Here is a 19608-nt window from a genome sequence, read left to right on the forward strand (position 1 = left end):
ATTCATTAATCCTTAAATTAAAGCTGTTAACTGTTCTTCAATAGATGCTTTATCAAAAATATTTTTAAGACTGATAATATTTATTTTTCCAGCCGCTTCTAATTGCGTTGCCACATCTGTTGCTGCTACCCATATATCAGCATTACTTGAGACTGCTGATGATAAATCCTCATGATCAACCTCAGCATCAAAACTAATTTTTTTTATCACATCTTTAACAGCCATTTCCATCATTAATGAAGTGCCTAATCCGTTTCCGCATACAACTAAAATCTTTTTCATTTTATATACTCTTTTTGTAGGATATTTAGGAATGAACTATTTCATTGCCTTGTTATTATGCAGAAATCTTAAAGGGTAAACCGATGAACAAAATAGATCTGCGTCACAAACACAAAATGAGATTGTGACGCAGATCTACTTAATAGAGTCTTATTAATAAAATGATTTATTACTGTTTTTCAGTGGAATTAAAACTGTGATGAATGTTGCACTATTTTATAATCGATAAATTCGAAAACCATATAATTAAATAAAACTAATCTAACTATTACTTACCATAATCTGTCAGCATTTTTTTCAATAATCTATTTACGTCTTTCGTTTTTTTATTTCGTTTAGTCAGCGCACTTAGCGACGTCGGTATTTTAGACTCTTCTTTTGTAATATCACCTTTATTAGCTTTTAATTTCATTTTCTGTACAGCTGGTAATAACAATCGAACTTCTTCGCCATCCTCATTAACTAATAAGACAACATTTTCTGATTCAACTTGTACAATAGTTAATAAACCATGCTTCATTGATTCAATTTTCTCACCAACCATAATCGATTCTGGTGGAACAGAACGATCTGCTAACTGTCCATTTCTTAACTTTGCTGCGCTAATAGCTCGAACATTGCCAGTATTTTCAAAAAAGACAATAACTGTATGTGTGTTGTAATATTCAATAACACGAACCAAACCATGTCTTTTTGTTTTGAATGTCGCACCATCTTGCATATCTTGCGGTGCAACCATCTTCTTAGGTAGCATACATATTCCTATCTCACACAGCTAAGCATGATTATCATAATTAATCTGTGCTTTTCATCTAAGAGTATAAACATATCAAACAATAAGATAAATTACGGATTTACTATCTCCCTTATTTGTTCATCTTAGTCTAATTTGTCTAAACCATTTTTATGTTACTTATTCCACTACCGTGTAATCATAAAAAGAATACAACATGATGAAGGTGCAATAAGAGCATTGGGTCATTTTCCCCCAAAGAGCGCAACTACATAAGCATCTGATAATATATATTATTTTATAAAGGTTTCGATGTTCTTAACCTCAAATTAAAGCGATATATTGATTTTAAAACATATCGTTATAATATTATAAGCGTAATATGTATCTTATAATCCCAGTAATAACATCTAAGGTAATTGGATACCCGCTATGTGTGATCAACAACCGTCATTGTCTGTTTTTGCTGCAGGAAGTCTTCGCTCGACGCTTACTCAGATAAAATCACAATTAGAGCAATTAAGCCAACAGCCAATAACGTTTACCTTTGGCCCTGCTGGTTTGCTTAACCAAAAAATACAAGAAGGGCTCCCTTGTGATCTTTTCCTATCTGCAAATATGACTCACCCCCAACACTTACATTCTATTTTAAAAATGAAAAACATTGCCCCTTTTTGTCATAATAGCCTCTGCATAACCATTGCACGCCGTCATTATCAGCAACAAAAAACATGGCTCGATTATCTTAGTGACCCGACATTAGTGTTAGCAACATCAACTCCTGATTGCGATCCCGCCGGTGACTACACTTGGCAACTGTTTGATAAAATAGCCAAACAAAATAAAGTATTAAGTGATCATTTAAAAAAAGTAGCACGGCCTTTAGTTGGCGGTATAAAAACGCTCACAATACCAACAGGATACACTGCTGCCTCTTTTCTTATTCATCATCATAATGTTGACATGTTTATTGGCTATTCTCATTACCAACACATCATTCAAAATGATCCAGAGCTAATAGTGATACCTATCCCTTCACAGGACAATACCATGGCTACTTATGGACTTGCATATAACAATAACGCCGTACTACCCATTGTAAATTATCTACTCTCCGCGCAAGGACAACACTACCTACAACAAGCAGGATTTAGTCCAATAAGCCAAATAATGGAATAAGCGTTTTATATGTTTGTTGCTCAACAGTAAAAGCAACTTGTTCGACGTTAATACCATAAGCCTGCTGGATATTCGATGGAATTAATACTTTATTACAACAGTCAAATTGCCACTTTCCTTGAGGAAATAATAGTAATGCTTTATCTGCAACTAATAAGGCATGGCTAGGATCATGAGTTGTGAAAATTATGCATTTATTATCACGACGAGCAAGTTTTCGTAATAGCTGTAATACTACCTGCTGGTTATGCAAGTCTAACGCTGAAGTTGGTTCGTCTAAAGCGATGACACTACAATCGGCAACTAATGCTCGAGCAATTAGTACCAATTGTTGCTGGCCACCAGATAGTTGTGTAAATATACTATCCGCCAACTCTACAATCGCTAAATCGGCTAAAGCAGCTAAAGCGCGTTGTTCATCATCACCGCTAGGTTGAAAGAACAATCCTATCTTTTGCGCCAATCCCATCAATACAACATCAATAACTCGATAAGAAAATGCCAATACACTCGACTGTGGTACAAACCCTATCCCTCCTTGAACCAAAATATCACCACTAAGAGGCGGTTGAATGTTGACCAAGCTATGCAATAATGTTGTTTTACCACAGCCATTAGCTCCTAAAATTGCACAGACTTCCCCTTTACAACAAGCAAAACTCATTGGTGAAAAAAGGGCTACTTTAGGCCCAAATTGCAGCCTCTGTACCACTAAACAATCCGCTATATTTAACGCCATTATTATTAACCTCGTCTTTCTCTAGCTAATAAAAAAATGAATAACGGCGCACCAAACAATGCCGTAATAATACCTAATGGAATTTCAGCCTGGCTCATCGTTCGAGCAATATCATCAACGATAACCATAATCCCAGCACCTAACCAAAATGACATTGGTAATAATCGGCGATGATCTGCACCAACAATGGTACGAGCCAAATGTGGCACTACTAAGCCAATCCAACCAATGCTACCGCTAACGGCAACTTGAGCTGCAATCAAAATTGCACACAATAATAGTACCCACAGCCTTAATCGAGCTACAGATAGCCCTAACGCTTTAGCTTCTGTATCCCCTAAAGACAAAATATTAATACGCCATCGTAAGCGGTATAAAATGCCTCCAGCCAAGATTAATGGTACTAACAATAACCCCACCTTATGCCAATTAGCGGTAGCAAAACTGCCCAATAACCAAAAAACAATACTAGGTAATTTTTCTTCAGTATCAGCTAAATACTGAACTAAATTCACTAGTGCAGCAAAAATACCACTCAAAACGATACCAAGCAGGATCAATATTAAGCGATCATTTTTTCCTAGCAAATTAGCCAGAACGTATATAACCGCAAGCGCTAATAAGCCAAAAGCAAAAGTAGAGCTCATCATAAGAACGGCAGGTAAACCGAATAAGATAGCTAAAGTGCCGCCAAATGCCGCACCAGAACTGACACCTATAATATGAGGATCAACCAATGGGTTATGAAAAACACCTTGGAGTATCGCACCACTGAAAGCGAGGCAGCCACCAACACAGAGAGCAATAACAATACGCGGTAAACGAATAGACCAAACAATATGGTTAGGTAAACTATCCGTTAAAAAAGGATGTGCAAATTCGTAACTAAGACGAGATAAGGTTAATGGATATTGGCCTAACGTTAGTGAAAACACAGCAATAACTAGCACTATTATCGCAGCAATAATATTATTTTGTTTATAAAAGAAACTATTCATCATGCTATTTTAGGTAACTGACGCGATAAAACTTATGATAATAAGCCTGAACTTTTGTATTTAAATCAACATCTTTAAATAACTGTGGATATAAGGTTTTTGCCATCCACCACTCACCTAATGCTACCGCTTCAGGCATTGGATATCCCCATGCTTTCGCATATTCAGGCATCAAATAAACACGTTGATTTTTAACTGCGTTCATCCATTTAAAATCAGAATCATGTCTCATTTTTTCAATCACATCAGGAAAACGATGCTGAACAAAAATCACTTGAGGATCCCAAGCTAAAACTTGTTCCATCGCAACTTGATGGTAGCCTTTTAATGTTGATGCTGCGACGTTTTCACCACCAGCACGAGCCATCATGACACCCGTATATTTTCCCGAACCATAAGTACTTAAATTCGGATTAGCCATATATACACGAAGTCGTTGACTTGGTTTTATAGTAGCTAGACGTTGTTTTAATTGCTTTTGTTGTGAGAATGTCGCATCGATCAAGTCTTTACCTTGTTGAGGTTTATTAATTACCGTTGCAATTAACTTTATTCCTTCAGCCAAGCCTTGATCATAAGCAGACACATCATCTTTTAAGCTCGGATTTAACTTATTTCTTTCCGAATCAGCTGCATGACGTAATGAAACAGCAACAACAGGTATGCCTTCTATTTCAATCTGCTTAATCATTTCAGCTGGCGCATAATTGGCTACAAATACCACCTGAGGATGAATGGCCAAAAGACTTTCGATATTTACTTGAGTTAAATCTCCAGGCATAGGCATAGTTACAAGAGAAGGAGCCAATCTAATGTACCCCTCACCTAATTGTTTTTTCCAACTACTTTGAATTCCAACAACTTTATTTAACGCATTTAATTGATTAAGTATGTTAAGTGTTTGATGCTGTAAAACCACAATTCTAGTCACTTTATCTGGGATCTCAACTGTACGCCCAAGTTGATCAATAACACGACGAGCAGCATAACTTGAAGATGAATTAACTAATAAAAAGAGAGCTATAGCTATGTGCAGGATTTGATGACGCTGATAATATTTAAACATAAAAAATTTCATTGAATACCGATATATAGCAAACTATACATCGATCTATTTTATGATTCAATATGCTTAATTATGGTTCTGTTACAAATAACCTTAATAGAATCCAACATTTCAAACGCAAAACTCACAGATAACGCTTAATAAACACCCACCTCACCAACTAAAAATGTAACAATTTGTATCTAAGCGCTTATTGCTCTTCATTTTATTTCTTTTATTTCAACAATGTATTATTCAAGCAAAAATACAAATCGTGACAATAAATATTTTTATATTTTTAAAAAATATACACATAACCTATATATACAACTGGTTTAATAATGAATGGAAGGAACCATGATGAAGATTAGATTATTATCAGCAGTAATTGGTATATCGATGCTACCCCTCTCGCTCGCTATTAGTTCTGAAATGAATAGAACATTATCAACTGAGCAACAATATTTTGCGCAAGAGTACCAATCTAAATATAGTCAAATTAATGATCGCTTAAGAGAATTACAGACATACGCAGAAAACCCTGACAATGTAATTATTATTAACGGTGAGCGTTTTATAGAACTAAGTGGTATTAAATATAAATTAAATAATAAAAATAATCCGGAAATTCCGTTAAGATCGTGGGACGACACTTCAGCGATACAAACCCTATTCCCATTCTTTACTGATGATTGGGAACTAAGCCAATATTCTGGCGGTGCAGTATTTGTAAACAAATATTTTGGTAACTATAACTATGGAAATGGTTGCCTGCTTGAGTATTATCCAGATGGAAGTATTCAGAATGGTCAGATTACCGATATAATAATTGAAACATCTAGCTGCTCAGTTAATTCATTTGATACTAATGTACGCTATTTTGGTAACCCTATAAGATTAACGCCTCAGGATTTTAATCAAGATCGTTTCCATGCTACTGCTGTAGAACGCTATAGAGATCGACTCTACATTACTCGTTCAGTGCAAAATCAAAATAATTATATTGATGTTTATAATATCAAAACGAATGAAATTATAGATAGGATTGAAGGCAGCACAACATCTAGTGGGCAAACGTACAAATATCATCGTTTAAATGAATTATACATTGAAGACAATTACTTATTTGTAGTTTCGTGGGAATCTAACCGTGTTGATGTTTTAGATCTTGATAATAATCATCAACATATCATGCAAATTGGTATCGATAGTTCTACAGGTACTGGCTTATTTAGACCACAATCAGTTGTAGGTAACAATAATTATCTATTTATATCCGATGCCAAAGATAAGATTGCTGTCATAGAAAAAACGCAAGTAACACCAGAAAACTCGAACCACATGGATCGCTTTGCATCGTTGGCATTTGGCACAGGTCAATATAGTCATCGATTGGTACAAATGCATATATTAAATGACTATTTACTTGTTAATACATCTAATAATAATTATGCAATTTACGATACGAGAAAAATTCAACCAGGTATCACACTACAGCCTGAAAAAGTTGTAGCGTTAGCCCCTAACAAAATTGAACGTTCAGGCGAACATTTGATAATAAATATCAATGGCCGGCTAGAGTGGCACAAGATATCGACATTTATCGCTAATAACTTTGAGTTTATTGAGCCTGAAGGAAATATTAAGTCATTAAATGGAGATGAAATTAATAACTATCAAGATATTCATTTTGATAATAATGAGCTAATAACGATAACCGCTAATAACATTAATATTAACTCGTACATCGTTAATAGCGACATCACTTTTACCGCAGATCAAAGTCTGGAGGTAACTCCAGTACAGTTTAATCAACTCATGCCTAGTGCAATACAGCAAATCTATACTAATAATGACACGTTAGACATTCTTACAAATGCAGAGCTACGATCTGTACGTATAAATAAGTTAATTAACACAAAATTTATTGATAATAGTACAGTTGAAATCACTAACTATAATGCAAAAACAGTCACCAACATTGATATTGAAGCAAAACTAAATGGCATTGATAAGTGGTTTATATTAGGGAATATCGACACACTGCCACCCTTTACACGTATTACACTTCCCCTATCTGCTTTTGGTGAAGTTGGACGCTATAACAGTAGCAATAATGATGGTGTATTTGATCTCACTACAATGATGAGCAGAGATGATAATTTTACTGACTTACTACAGACATCATTTAATTCCAAAACAGATAAATTTGTACAAAAGATCAAAAAAATAAAGCCTCGGTGGAACATACGCACAACGGGTGCGAGCACTGGTAACTGGCTACCAATGAGCGCACTACATGCTCGTGAATACCTCATCATGATGACAAACTTTGCTTATATGGCGTCATCTGAAGAGTATAAATTATTCTGGTTCAATTTCAGTGAAATGTACGGAAATGGGACAGAGTTCTATGGAAACGCAGGCCCAGTAGAAGGTCCTAATGGCTTCTTCACACCAAATGACTATGATCACTACTATGATGCAATGCTTAATCGTGATTACTTAAGTCTAGGTGTTGTTCAAAATGTTGGGGGCTTAGGTAGCCCATCTATTACAGGTATTTCTGAAAACAATTTTTATCTTCACTACTATGGTTACTATGGGATCCTAGCTCACGAGTTTGGCCATGGCTTTGATGGTAAACACCTTTATAACGATGGCACCGCTTTCTCTGCTTCATGGTTTGGGTTCCAACCTATGATGACTGACTTAGGGATGTACTTGATCCGTAAAGGTGATATGCCTTATCTTGATGTAGATGAAGATCTAAACGGTTTTTACAAAGATGAGAATGCTCGATACCGTCACTTCCCTGCAACAGCGAAGCGGGCTCATCGACCTGATAGTAACTCAAATAAATTTGATAAATGGTTTATGGCCTCTTCAACAATGCCTCAAGGATGGTTCGCTAACACTGACTCCTTTAAATATGAGCAACTAAATAATCATGAGAAAGCTTCAATAGCTAAATTAAATAAAGATGGACAGCAACTTCCAATTTGCCGGTTTACTCAAGAGATAGAAGGATACCAAAAAACGCTATACGGTTATGTTAATGAAATAACACCTAATAGCTATGAATGTACATTAGGAAGTGAAATCAGTTATCGACTAAGTAATGGTACCTATTTCACTCCAGTGTCAACGCTAAACCAATTTGATTGGCTATCGCTACATAGTCCAGATTCTTCTGGTCAGTTAGTGGCAAGTGACCAAGGATCGCCATTGTGCACGATTAATTCATCTGGCTTCTATGGTGTTGGCTTTAATGTAAATAATGCCTGTCAACAGATTCCAGAAATATATTGGTCGAACGGCAACAGGTGGTTTTTCTCAAGTGGCCATAGCACCTATCAATATCGCTAACAGCCATTAACCAGCAATTCCTCCCCCAATAACACTTAATTATTGGGGGATTCCCCATCAACTTAGATATTTGATTCAACTTAGCGGAGTCGGGACTAGATATTGTAATTCGTCATTCCCGTGACTTTTTCTAATCAAAAAATTAAATACTAACTCTTGTTTTATAATCTTTTTAAAGAAAGGCGCACATATTTTCTAGTATCGTCTTGCTAATAATTCACCTTATACTTTCCTTTGGGGTTTATAGCAAAATTTCAGCTAAGTATATATAGTTTTGTCCGTGAACTTATGTAATTAACTATCTCAATCCTTCCTTCTCATTATTTAACTGAGATGAACACTCAATTTAAATATTACCTAATTATCAAATTCATTCTAATTAATATACTTACCCTATCGAAACAAAATCAGATAAAAAGAGATATCGAATGAATAAAGGAAAAATCAAAACTGCAACTATAGCTATATGTATAGCTATATTACTAGGTAGCTCTGTCCAAGCTAATGAACTTAAGCCAGAAAAATTTGTAAGTACCGATCAATCAGTACATACAGTAGAAATAAAACAAGCAGCTATGAATTACGCTAAGTTTTGGAATACGGGGAAAGAAGCATATGCTCGTGAAGCTTTATTAGAAAACTTTCAAGATATGACCCCACCCAAAGGCAGAAAAAAAGGTATTGAAGGTGTACTGGAGGCCTCTCAAAATTTCCGAAAAGTCATACCTAATTTACATGTAGAAGTTGAGCATCTACTTATTAGTGGTGACTTTGCAACAATTCGATACCGTTTTAAAGGTAACTTTAACGGCAAAATGGGAGACGTTATAGGTCAAGGCCAAGTTGTCGATTTTCCAGCTGTTGATATTTATGAAGTACATAATGGAAAAATCATAAGAAATTGGCATTTGGAAGACTATAATACTTTCTTTTCTCAAGTAAAATAATCTCTGCTGTTAGTTCATCTTCAAAATAGAAGAACCATTAAAAAACCATGCACTACCCCAGCAACAAAACATTCAATAAATTAATGTGTTATTCATTAACATATCTAAACAACACCTGTAACCTATTATTTTTCAATAAAATATAGTAACAACCTAATTATTCTGGATTAGGATTATTGCCATTAGTCGGGGAGCTTTAAGCTGAGATCACCATAATGGTGGGCCCCGTTGAACCTGAACCAGTTAGCACTGGCGGAGGGTGTTAGGTTTTTTTTGAAAAAAATCACAAACAATAAATTTTTCTTTATAAATCATAACATTAAGACAACAAAAAAGTATTATACAAATTTCTAATTAAGTCATTTTCCTGCCCCATTTATGTCCCATTTCCTACTCTCTGTCCCATTTTACGTCCCATTCTAGCCTCATTTTTTATTAAATATTCTCCTACGATTATCCTTCTATTACTACACCAAACCAGCCCTCAAAAAACGCTTACTTTCAACCAATCCATAAGCATTAATTTCTCATAAATCACATCACACAAAACACGTCTATATACTGCATTAGCCAACAAAAAAGGCGCACTCAGTACGCCTTTATAATGCTGACAATTAATGGCTGTTGCTATTAGTTACCAAAGGTTCTTAATTTTAGATAAATGATTAGGTAAATCTTGTGGTTTTTCACAGCATACTTGTTCCATCACTTGCTGAAGCTGTTTCTTAATCATATTCATCGCATGGTGACCACCGTTTTGACCTAGAGCGCCAACACTATACATAAAGCTCCGCCCCATAAATGTAAAGTCCATCCCAGCAGCTAGAGTACATGCAATGTCAGAACCTTCTCTAATACCACTATCCATCATAATGGTTGTTTGGCCTTTACACGCATTAAGAATTTCGATCCCTTTACTTATGGTTGATGGACCTGCATCCAACTGTCGTCCACCATGATTAGAGACGATAATGCCATCCAACCCTATTTCAATAGATTTTTTTGCATCTTCAACAGTCGATAAGCCTTTTAGTACTAAGTTCCCATCCCATTTATCACGTAACTTTCGTACTTTTTCCTCGCTCAAGCGACCATTAAAGGTTTTATCCATAAATAGGGCTAAATGATGCATATCCATTGAGCCCGACATATATTTGGTTAACGTTTTAAACTCAGGTTTTCCTTTAATTAAGGTCTCAAGCGCCCATTCAGGAGAAAGCATTATCTGCAGCATATTTTCTGCTGTCATTTTTGGAGGCATTGCCAACCCGTTTTTTATTTCTTTCGGACGATAAGCAAATGTAGGAACGTCTGATAATAGTACTAACGTTTTAACCCCTGCTGCTTTACAACGAGCAAGTAAATCATCAGTGATAGCATCATCAACTGGGTGATATAACTGAAACCACATTTTGCCTTCAGTAATTTCAGCAATCGTTTCAATTGATTCTGTTGACACTGTACTCAATATAAATGGGACGTTATGCTCAAAAGCTGCTTTTGCTAAAATCTCAGGAGCTTTCGGCCAAATTAGTCCTTGTAGTCCAACTGGACTTACACCAAATGGAGCATCATAAGTTTCACCGAACAATGTCGTTTTTAATGAAACATCCTTATAATCTCTTAAATAATAAGGAATAAGTTCAAGTTCTCGAATATCATCCGTATTACGTCTTAAGCCAATCTCGTTGTTACAGCCACCATCAACATATTCAAAAGCAAACTTTGGCAAACGTGATTTTGCTTTTTTCCTAAGTAAATCAACAGATGGATATCTAGTATTAAAATAGTCGTTCATGATACATCCTTTATTCTATTTGTTATTTTTATTAAATTTTTATATTTTATAACAGTCACTTAATCATCACATAAACACTACCGCTAATCATTCACGAACTCACCATTAATGCATCTGTAATATGAAAACCATAGATCATAATTAAGCCTATAATCCCGGTAGCGACGAGATAATAAAAAGTAGGAATAATCGTTTTACGTAGAATCGCTCCCTCTCGACCTAATAGGCCAACAGTGGCTGAAGCCGCTACAACATTGTGTATCGCAATCATATTACCAGCAGCCGCACCCACAGCTTGTAGTGACACCATAAAAGCGCTTGAAACCGATAATGTACGTGCAACTTCAAACTGGAACTGACTGAACATCATATTAGACACAGTATTAGAACCTGCAATAAAAGCCCCTAAAGCACCAATTCCGGCACTCAATGCAGGAAACCCAACGCCCACAATGCCAGACACAAAATTAGCCGTCATCACTGGCATACTAACTAAATCAGCACCATTAACTCCTGAGTTAATAAAGATCCGTACCATAGGAATAGTAAAGATAAGTACGAAGCCAGCCCCTAACAAAGTCTTACTCGACTCACCAAATGCGTTCATCATTGGTTTAAGACTGCCAGATTGAATCAATGTCGCCATCAGAGCTGAAAACACCAAAATACCGCCAGGAAGATAAAGAGGTTCTATCGCTGCACTGATCCCAACCTGTCCAAGTATATTGGTAAAAGATAAACTCACTCCCCCTAACAAAGCTTTAAAATCGACACTAACACGACTGATTACCAATATAAGCGCCAACAATACATAAGGACTCCATGCCAATACCAAATTCATTGGCTTATTATCTTGTTTAATGTCCATCTTTAATGAGCCAAGCCACTCGCTAGGCCAGCACTCTTCCTTCTCAAAATCCCATACTTTCTTTGGAACTAAAAAACCTCTTTTCGCCGCTGATACCACTATCGCTAAGCTGACTAAACCACCAATAAGAGAAGGAAATTCAGCACCAAGAAATACACCAGTTAAAGCATAAGGAATGGTAAAAGCTAAGCCTGCAAATATGGCGAAAGGTAATATATCTAAGCCTTCAGTCCAGCTACGCTTTTTACCAAAAAAACGAGTCAGCATCATGGCCATAAAAATAGGAATAAAAATACCAACGACGCTATGAATAAGTGCGACATTAGACGTTATTTGCTGCAGATAAAAATCCCAAGTAGAGCCATTAGCAATAAGACCTTCCGTAATATTATGAGTATCAAGTCCCTTATTAACACCTACAATAATCGGTGTTCCCACAGCGCCAAATGAAACGGGGGTCGATTGGATCATCATTCCCATTAATACTGCAGCCATAGCAGGAAAGCCGATAGCAACTAATAGAGGTGCAGCAATTGCTGCTGGGGTACCAAATCCTGATGCGCCTTCAATAAATGAGCCAAAACACCATGCAATGATAATTGCTTGTACTCGTCGATCAGCAGAGATACCTGTAAAACCATTTCGTATCGCGTTTATTGCTCCGGTATGTTTTAAAGTGTTTAATAAAAAAATAGCACCGAAGATAATCCACAATACAGAAATAGTAATTACAACCCCCTGTAATGATGAAGCAAAAATACGAGCAACAGACATATCCCATCCTAAAAGAGCAATGATGACTGTCATAAAAAAGGCAACAGGCATTGCTCTAATAGCAGGCCAATTAAGGGCCAATAAGAGAACACCGGCGACCGCTATCGGAGTAAATGCGATTAACGCATATAGAGTTTGACTCATTATTATTATCCTTTTATTTCACGCTTAGTTGAGTGCTATAAATGTCTATTAGGAATCACAACATCCATCGTAATGACTTTATTATTAACATTTACCCAACCTAATTAGCTTACAGCTCACTTGCGTGTAAGCATTTTGTTATATCAACGTTAACGTAACTCTTTATTTTTTTGTGATATAGAGAAATAATGAAAAATATTTTTTCCAAAAAAGCATAAATAATGACAAAGGCCGATGATTTAATTTTATTTGCTCAAGTAGTTGAACAGGGGTCATTCAGCCGAGTTGCTGAAAAGAATTTACTTACTAATTCGGTAGTTAGCAAAAGGATTGCACGACTTGAACAAGAGCTTGGGGTCCAACTTCTCTATAGAACAACGAGAAAACTGACATTAAGCGAGGCCGGTAAAAAATTATACAAAGGAGCAACTAATGTCCAACAAGCGACAACAGAAGCAATTAATACCGTATCTGGATTCGCAGATAACGTTACAGGCCACATTAAAATGTCTGTACCAACAATCTCAGGTGATCTGCTGTTAGCTGATGCTGTAGCGGAATTCTGTGCTCTACATCCTGGCATAACCGTCGACATATCACTCGAAAACTTGTTCGTTGATATTATCGAAGACAATTATGATCTTGTTATCAGAACTGGTCGTTTAGAAGATTCAAGCTTAATTGCTCGCCACATTATTGAGTCACAATGGGTTATCTGTGCCACCCCTGATTACATTAAGCGTAATGGCCAACCTCAAGAACCTGAAAATCTACTTGAACATAACTGTTTACAGTATGCTTACCAAACAACAGGAGCGAGTGAATGGGAATTCAAAGGTGAAGATGGTACTTACATCATTAAGATTAAGGGGAATTTCACTACAGACAACGCAGCAGCTTTAAGAAAAGCAGCACTTGGTGGATATGGTATTGCCTATGTTCCTCGTTGTTTAGTCTATCTCGATTTAATGAAAGGAGAATTAATTGACATCATGCCTAATCGCGTTGCAAAAAAGCTAGGGGTCTATGCTATTTATCCTTTTACTCGCCACCCGTCTAAAAAAATACGTCTATTGATAGAGCATATACGTCAACGTTATTTGTCTATGAGTGAATACTTTTAAATAAGTTTAATGTAGAGGCAATATTGGGATACTTTATAGCTCATGGAAATTACCATCCTATTATTGTCATAAGTGACACAACAGTATCTTGAGCTTCTCCCTTTGGTATTGAATAATCTTGCTACTATTTTTTTATCTTTCTAAAAGTAATTAATAACCCTCTTTTTTAATATCCTTTTTAAAAAACTATCTAAATGAATACTGGATTTGAAATCCAGTATTGCCTTGATGATTAAGATGATGACTTTCTACTGGAATTTAAAAAGCCGCAAATAGCGGCTCTTTTAATATTAAAATATTTATAATAGAGATTATTTTTTGCTTATCCAATTTTACGTAATGGATCTTTAATTACATCATCTAATAATTGTTCAAGACTTGCAGCAACAAGTTCACTAGCACTTTCCATCTCATACATATGGTTGATGAGAGCTTTATTATCATTACTTGCCCCTGCTTGAATCGCTAAGCGTCCAGAATCATGAACGTGCTTATGCGGCTTATCCAACTGATTGTAACTCGGTAAATGACTGTATTGCGCAGCCCCATCTCCCTTGAAATACCATTTACCAAGACGGCACTCAGTATGACTATTAACAGCGGCAGTAAAATCCTGTTTCCCAACCAAACTATAGATGTTATTTTTCCAAACAGCGTGGTCAAGCTTCACTGTATCTAAGAATGCAGATGCCGTAGCAACACGAATAATTTCCTGCATATGCTGAGATTTTGATAACACATCAGTAACGACTACTTTAATTTGCTCTGAAGATACAAATACTTCCTCTGCACACAATTGATTATCTTCAATCGTGTGTTTAATTTCACTTGTCTGACTGAGTACTTGATTAACTAAGCTTTCAATTTTTCCACTGGCATCATTCGCTTTACTTGCAAGGGCGCGTACTTCATCTGCAACCACTGCAAAACCACGACCAGCTTCTCCAGCTCGCGCAGCTTCGATAGCTGCATTTAACGCGAGTAGGTTTGTTTGAGCTGATATTTCTTGAATTGTGAGTACCAGTTTACTAATAGAAACGGCAGTGTTATCAAGTGTAACTGCTGCCGCCATACTATTTTTAGCTTGATTGGCTATCTTTTCCGCACGATTTTCTAATCGCGACAAAGCATCATGAGTCTGCATAAATATTTCATCAAGCAATTTTAGTTTTTCGTTCTCAGATACTAAATTTTCAGCACTACTAGCCAGTCCTTCACGAATACGCTCTAGCATTGCCCCGCCACGTAAATGACTATCCATCAATAATGAATCAAGGTGATTATTTTCTTTGAGTTGTTGTATTTCACTTTCATTCATAGAAAGTTGTTCAACAAGCTCTGTTATTTTTTGTTCATACTGTAGCCGTTCATCCTCAAGCAATTGTTTTATAGCTAGGTTTTCACTTTTCAATTTACGACTAAAGAACATATGTATAAATCCAAATAGAATATTGAATATAAAATTTATCCCATATTTAAGTGATAACTTAATGGATAATATTCGTTTAATTACGTTGAATATAGAACAAAAAATAACAACAACTATGCTTCATCCCTATAGATATATTAAACACTAAACAATGAACTAGCATCAATATCCCGTTGAGATATATGCGTACTAGCGCACTAAATATAGCCATTATTTTGCTTGAAAAATAACTTAGGCATAAAGAAATACCCATAAGAAATGAACAATATGTGAATGTGGAATAATTCCGAATACTCAATAATTGAGTCAACAGTATTAATTAAATCCTACGTTTTAAATACACCACTACAAAAACAAAGGAAAGTGCGTTTTATTTAGGTGAATTAATATTAGACAAATTATAGGTAACTTCTTCACGAAATATCTTACGGAATGTATAAATACCGCCATATCAGACGGTATTTAACAGTAAAGATAATTTATGGACAGAAAGTAGTTAGATTTCTGATCTCTAACTGATTAGGAATAGATTAGTAAAAGTATAACGAAGTGACTAAACTAGCTTCGCCACTACCATAATAACGCTTAAAAAAGAAAGAGGTACTTAACCTCTTTCTTATTATTCTTGTTGCCCTAAACTAAATTATTCACTTGAAAGTCCAATAATTCTGCTTTTGTTGGTGCTCCATTCGAACCAGCACGGCTAACCACAATTGCCGCAACCATATTACCTAATTCAACCGCTTGAGAATATGTCCACCCAGCTGAAATACCTGCGATCACTCCAGCACAATGACTATCGCCGGCTGCAATCGTATCAACAACATCAACCTGAAAAGCGGCAACATGCGTAGGTTCACTGTCAGGTAAACAAACCGTTGCTCCGTCTTTATCAAAACGGCAAATTATACAAATTCCGTAATGATTAGAGATAGCTGCAGCATGACCTAAATCACCAGCCCCCGCACTATCTAACAGAACCAATTCATCTCTATTTACGGTCAAAATAGGTTTCTTTTTTAGTAACAGGTGAATAAACGTCGCATCAATATCTGATAAGCGGGGACCAAAATCCACAAATAATGTTTTATCATCTCCTAAGGATAATAACCATTGACGTAATGACTCACTTTGAGCACCTACTAGCTCATAACCTGAAACATAAACAATAGCATTATCAGGTGTTGGTATTTGAGCGAGTAACTCTGGGGACCAATATTGTTCACAACCATCAATAGTGATAAACGTGCGCTCTTTATTCGCCTCTACGAGAGCAAGACACCATCCATTATCGTAACAATCGTGACGCAGTAATACAGGTAAGTTTTCACGAGCCATTGCAGATTCAACGGCTTGTCCCCAACTACCATTACCCACTGGTATACCATTAATAGCATTAAACTTCATGCGGCTAAGCGCACGTATCACATTGAATGCACAGCCGCCAATCTGACGATCGATTTCATTGGCTGTGATATCCCCACCACTGTAAGGTAATTGCTCAACACCAAGCATGACATCACCAAAAGCAGCACCAACAACAATTATTGGACGACTAATTAATAGCGAAGAAAGATCAACCATAAATCACTCTTATGTTCGTCTTGCTAACCAGTACATGAAGGACTAGCGCAATCGTAAAAGAAACGAATAACCCCAAACTCGAACTTTCAAAAACACCCACAGCAAGTGGACCATCAATGAATCCAGTTTTTGTTACCATCAAACCAGATAAAGCTCCAATAAGCCAACAAACCAAAGTACGAGTGTAACAGCCCGTTTCGCCGTACAGATCGTGTTCAGAATAACCGACATATCGATGCGTCTTCATAAAATCAACAAGGAAAATAGCGACCCAGGCGGAAAGGAATACACCACAAATCATTAAGAATGAGATGAATGGACCAAGAAAATCACCTGAAATAAATAATACATAAACAGCAATACTCAATACCAGAACAGCATCAACAGCTATCGCTGTACGTTGCTTAAGTTTGATACCCATCGTCAGTAAGTTTAAACTTGCCGAATAAAGGCTCAACACAGCTATAGTAACAATGCCCGCTACCGCTGCGGCTAAATAGGGAATAGCCATCCACGATGGAAGTAACTGACCAATGGCTGCAATGGGGTTAGTATTAGTTCCTAAGTCTGGAATTTGTGCTGTCAGTAGAATTCCCGTTAAGATAAGTAGTAATAAAGGTAATGCCGCCCCGCCTACAACAGTTAAAAATATATGTTTTGAACTAGATGATGGACTTTGATCACGGCTATAATCTGCACCTGCAATTGCCCAGCTAATTCCTGTTCCCGCAGCAATAATTGATACTGCTGGTAAGAATCCTGTGATCCAACTTCCTGACGGCAACGCTAAGATACTGTTCCAATCGGCCGTCGCGATAAGGTAAATCGCAACAAACAATGTCATCGCACCAAATGTACGAGTAATCCACTTTTGAAGTAACAGAACCGTATTCTGACCAAGAATACTAACAACGACGGTCAAACCACCAAAGAGAAGTAATGATAATGCAGTGATGATAGAAGTTTCTTCAAAGCCAAGTGCAACGAATAAAGCAACCAACGTCAGGGTACCAGTAATAATATTAACCGCCTCCCAACCCATTAAGTTTATCCAACAAAAAGCAGTGGGTGCTATATTCCCTTTTTTACCAAAGCTTGAACGGGATAACGTTAATGTTGTTGTTCGCCCTACCTTACCCGCAAGACTCGACATACCAACCAAAGAAAAAGAAAGTACGCCAACAATAGCTGCTAATACCGATTGAAAAAAAGATAGTCCAAAAGAAACGATAATCGCCCCATAAACAACACCCAAAATACCAATATTTGCGGCACACCATACAAAAAACAGTTCAATTGGTTTTTTCGTTTGCTTGCTTGATGGAACACGAGAAATACCCAGTTCTTCCATCGTTAACTGTTCATCTTTTGGTACATTGACAGAAATATTATCAATACTACTCATGGTATAAATCCTTATATATTCTGACGATAAGTCATAAGTGCACGAGCGTAAGGTGCAAAATCAATATTGTTAGCTGTATTGATTAACGTAATATATGATTCATCGAAAGCATCGACTCCATGTAAGGCACCACAAATAGCCGTTGCCATTGTACCTATAGTATCGGTATCGCCCCCTAAGTTAGCGGCAAGTTCAGCACACTTCATTGGATCTGTTTGCGCTAATTCAACAAGTGCGATCGCCGTCGGTATTGATTCAATAATATCCATACCGGCTCCAACCCTCTCATATAAATCATTAAGTGCAATCTTCTCGTCGCTCTGTTCAGCAACAACTGCTAATGCATATTGAATTCGATACCCCAACAATGGGCTAAATGTAGACTCATGATTACGTTGGACATTATTGGTTAATTTAACTAATTCCTGCTTAATATCATCCCACGATGCCCCTTCAATCGCGCGGCTGACAGACCATGCAACAGCAACTGCGCCCGCAATGGCAATATCCGATTTATGCGTCGGTAGGCATGACAGGCGAACTCCTTCAATAAAGGCTGCCACATCATTCGTTGATAATAAGCAACCTATCGGCGAGACACGCATGGCTGAACCATTCGTAACACCATTAGCTTCTATATCTTCAAATGAGACACCCTGCTCAATCGCGTTCAATGCCGCTTTTGAGGTAGGTCCAAGTATGTTTTTATTAAATGCATCAATACGTTTAGCCCATAACATAATATGCTTTGCGATGAGATCAGGAGATATTTCACCATCAGCTTCAATAATGGCATCCATTAACGCAACACATTGGCTCGTATCGTCAGTATACTCTCCAGCTTTAAACTCATTCGCCGCGATGTTTTCTTCAGGCCCCGGTAAAAATGTATCTATCCAGCCAAAATAACTAATAACTTTATTTTTTGTCCATAGCTCTGATGGCATGCCCATCGCATCGCCAATAGCTTGCCCATAAAGACAACCTAGAATTTTTTTCTCAATATCAGTTAATAATGCTGTGTTTGTTTCGTTCATATACCTACTCCAGAGCCCATGGCTAATTCTGAAGTCACTATAAGTCCAGTTACAGTCCAGTAAAAAAGCTTAATATGAATAATGTGATTTAAAACCATTGATACGTCAGACTTTTTGATATTATATGACAACTATCACATCTACAGGGACTAG

General features: G+C 36.8%; 15 protein-coding genes and 1 riboswitch. Of the genes, 4 read left to right on the top strand and 11 right to left on the bottom strand.

Annotated features, from left to right (window positions below; genetic code table 11):
- Positions 1-12: 12 nt before the first annotated feature.
- Together PPBDW_RS16910 and PPBDW_RS16915 are read right to left on the bottom strand one after the other, a co-directional pair.
- Positions 13-282, bottom strand: a complete 270-nt coding sequence (locus PPBDW_RS16910) for a PTS sugar transporter subunit IIB (protein ID WP_036790649.1) — start codon at positions 280-282, stop codon at positions 13-15.
- A gap of 268 nt (positions 283-550) precedes the next feature.
- A complete protein-coding gene (locus PPBDW_RS16915) occupies positions 551-1021 on the bottom strand; it encodes a hypothetical protein (protein WP_181316449.1) in 471 nt (156 codons plus the stop codon).
- A 426-nt stretch (positions 1022-1447) separates the two neighbouring features.
- Between PPBDW_RS16915 and PPBDW_RS16920 the strand changes: the two genes are divergently transcribed.
- Positions 1448-2194 carry a substrate-binding domain-containing protein gene (locus PPBDW_RS16920; protein ID WP_036790655.1) on the top strand — a complete coding sequence of 249 codons (747 nt, stop codon included), beginning with the start codon at positions 1448-1450 and terminating at the stop codon, positions 2192-2194.
- Here the strand turns inward: PPBDW_RS16920 and PPBDW_RS16925 are convergent.
- From PPBDW_RS16925 to PPBDW_RS16935, 3 genes are read right to left on the bottom strand one after another with little or no spacing between them, the layout of a single operon-like run.
- Positions 2166-2933: an ABC transporter ATP-binding protein gene (locus PPBDW_RS16925; protein WP_036790658.1), complete on the bottom strand. Its 768-nt coding sequence runs from the start codon at positions 2931-2933 to the stop codon at positions 2166-2168. The two genes, PPBDW_RS16920 and PPBDW_RS16925, sit on opposite strands and share 29 nt — an antisense overlap.
- Before the next feature lie 5 nt (positions 2934-2938).
- Positions 2939-3931 carry a FecCD family ABC transporter permease gene (locus PPBDW_RS16930; protein ID WP_036792806.1) on the bottom strand — a complete coding sequence of 331 codons (993 nt, stop codon included), beginning with the start codon at positions 3929-3931 and terminating at the stop codon, positions 2939-2941.
- Between the two features lie 4 nt (positions 3932-3935).
- Positions 3936-4997: an ABC transporter substrate-binding protein gene (locus tag PPBDW_RS16935; RefSeq protein WP_036790661.1), complete on the bottom strand. Its 1062-nt coding sequence runs from the start codon at positions 4995-4997 to the stop codon at positions 3936-3938.
- A 336-nt stretch (positions 4998-5333) separates the two neighbouring features.
- Between PPBDW_RS16935 and PPBDW_RS16940 the strand changes: the two genes are divergently transcribed.
- Positions 5334-8345 (top strand): YncE family protein, encoded by a 3012-nt coding sequence (locus tag PPBDW_RS16940; RefSeq protein ID WP_181950654.1) that lies wholly within the window; start codon positions 5334-5336, stop codon positions 8343-8345.
- 428 nt (positions 8346-8773) lie between these two features.
- The gene (locus PPBDW_RS16945) at positions 8774-9292 is read left to right on the top strand and encodes an ester cyclase (RefSeq protein WP_036790667.1); all 519 of its coding nucleotides are present in this window, start codon (positions 8774-8776) and stop codon (positions 9290-9292) included.
- 177 nt (positions 9293-9469) lie between these two features.
- Positions 9470-9570, top strand: a riboswitch (TPP riboswitch).
- Between the two features lie 356 nt (positions 9571-9926).
- On the opposite strand, the gene PPBDW_RS16950 is transcribed toward PPBDW_RS16945, so the two are convergent.
- On the bottom strand, positions 9927-11090 hold the full coding sequence (locus tag PPBDW_RS16950; RefSeq protein ID WP_036790670.1) for an alpha-hydroxy acid oxidase: 1164 nt from the start codon (positions 11088-11090) through the stop codon (positions 9927-9929).
- 91 nt (positions 11091-11181) lie between these two features.
- Positions 11182-12876, bottom strand: coding sequence for an L-lactate permease (locus PPBDW_RS16955; RefSeq protein WP_036790672.1), 1695 nt, complete (start codon positions 12874-12876; stop codon positions 11182-11184).
- 221 nt (positions 12877-13097) lie between these two features.
- On the opposite strand from PPBDW_RS16955, the gene PPBDW_RS16960 reads away from it, so the two are divergent.
- Positions 13098-14000: a LysR family transcriptional regulator gene (locus PPBDW_RS16960; RefSeq protein WP_036790675.1), complete on the top strand. Its 903-nt coding sequence runs from the start codon at positions 13098-13100 to the stop codon at positions 13998-14000.
- Positions 14001-14322: 322 nt separating this feature from the next.
- Here the strand turns inward: PPBDW_RS16960 and PPBDW_RS22970 are convergent, their stop codons facing one another.
- The 4 genes from PPBDW_RS22970 to PPBDW_RS16980 all read right to left on the bottom strand — a co-directional run bounded on the left by PPBDW_RS22970 (position 14323) and on the right by PPBDW_RS16980 (position 19455).
- Positions 14323-15429: a methyl-accepting chemotaxis protein gene (locus tag PPBDW_RS22970; RefSeq protein WP_036790678.1), complete on the bottom strand. Its 1107-nt coding sequence runs from the start codon at positions 15427-15429 to the stop codon at positions 14323-14325.
- Positions 15430-16062: 633 nt separating this feature from the next.
- On the bottom strand, positions 16063-17013 hold the full coding sequence (locus tag PPBDW_RS16970) for a PfkB family carbohydrate kinase (protein WP_036790681.1): 951 nt from the start codon (positions 17011-17013) through the stop codon (positions 16063-16065).
- On the bottom strand, positions 17006-18418 hold the full coding sequence (locus tag PPBDW_RS16975) for a purine-cytosine permease family protein (protein ID WP_036790683.1): 1413 nt from the start codon (positions 18416-18418) through the stop codon (positions 17006-17008). The genes PPBDW_RS16970 and PPBDW_RS16975 overlap by 8 nt, the downstream gene beginning before the upstream one ends.
- An 11-nt stretch (positions 18419-18429) precedes the next feature.
- Complete coding sequence (locus PPBDW_RS16980) at positions 18430-19455, bottom strand: ADP-ribosylglycohydrolase family protein (RefSeq protein WP_036790686.1); 1026 nt, start codon at positions 19453-19455, stop codon at positions 18430-18432.
- Positions 19456-19608: the final 153 nt, after the last annotated feature.

Origin of the sequence: Photobacterium kishitanii, from assembly GCF_000613045.3 — a bacterium.
GTDB lineage: Bacteria > Pseudomonadota > Gammaproteobacteria > Enterobacterales > Vibrionaceae > Photobacterium > Photobacterium kishitanii.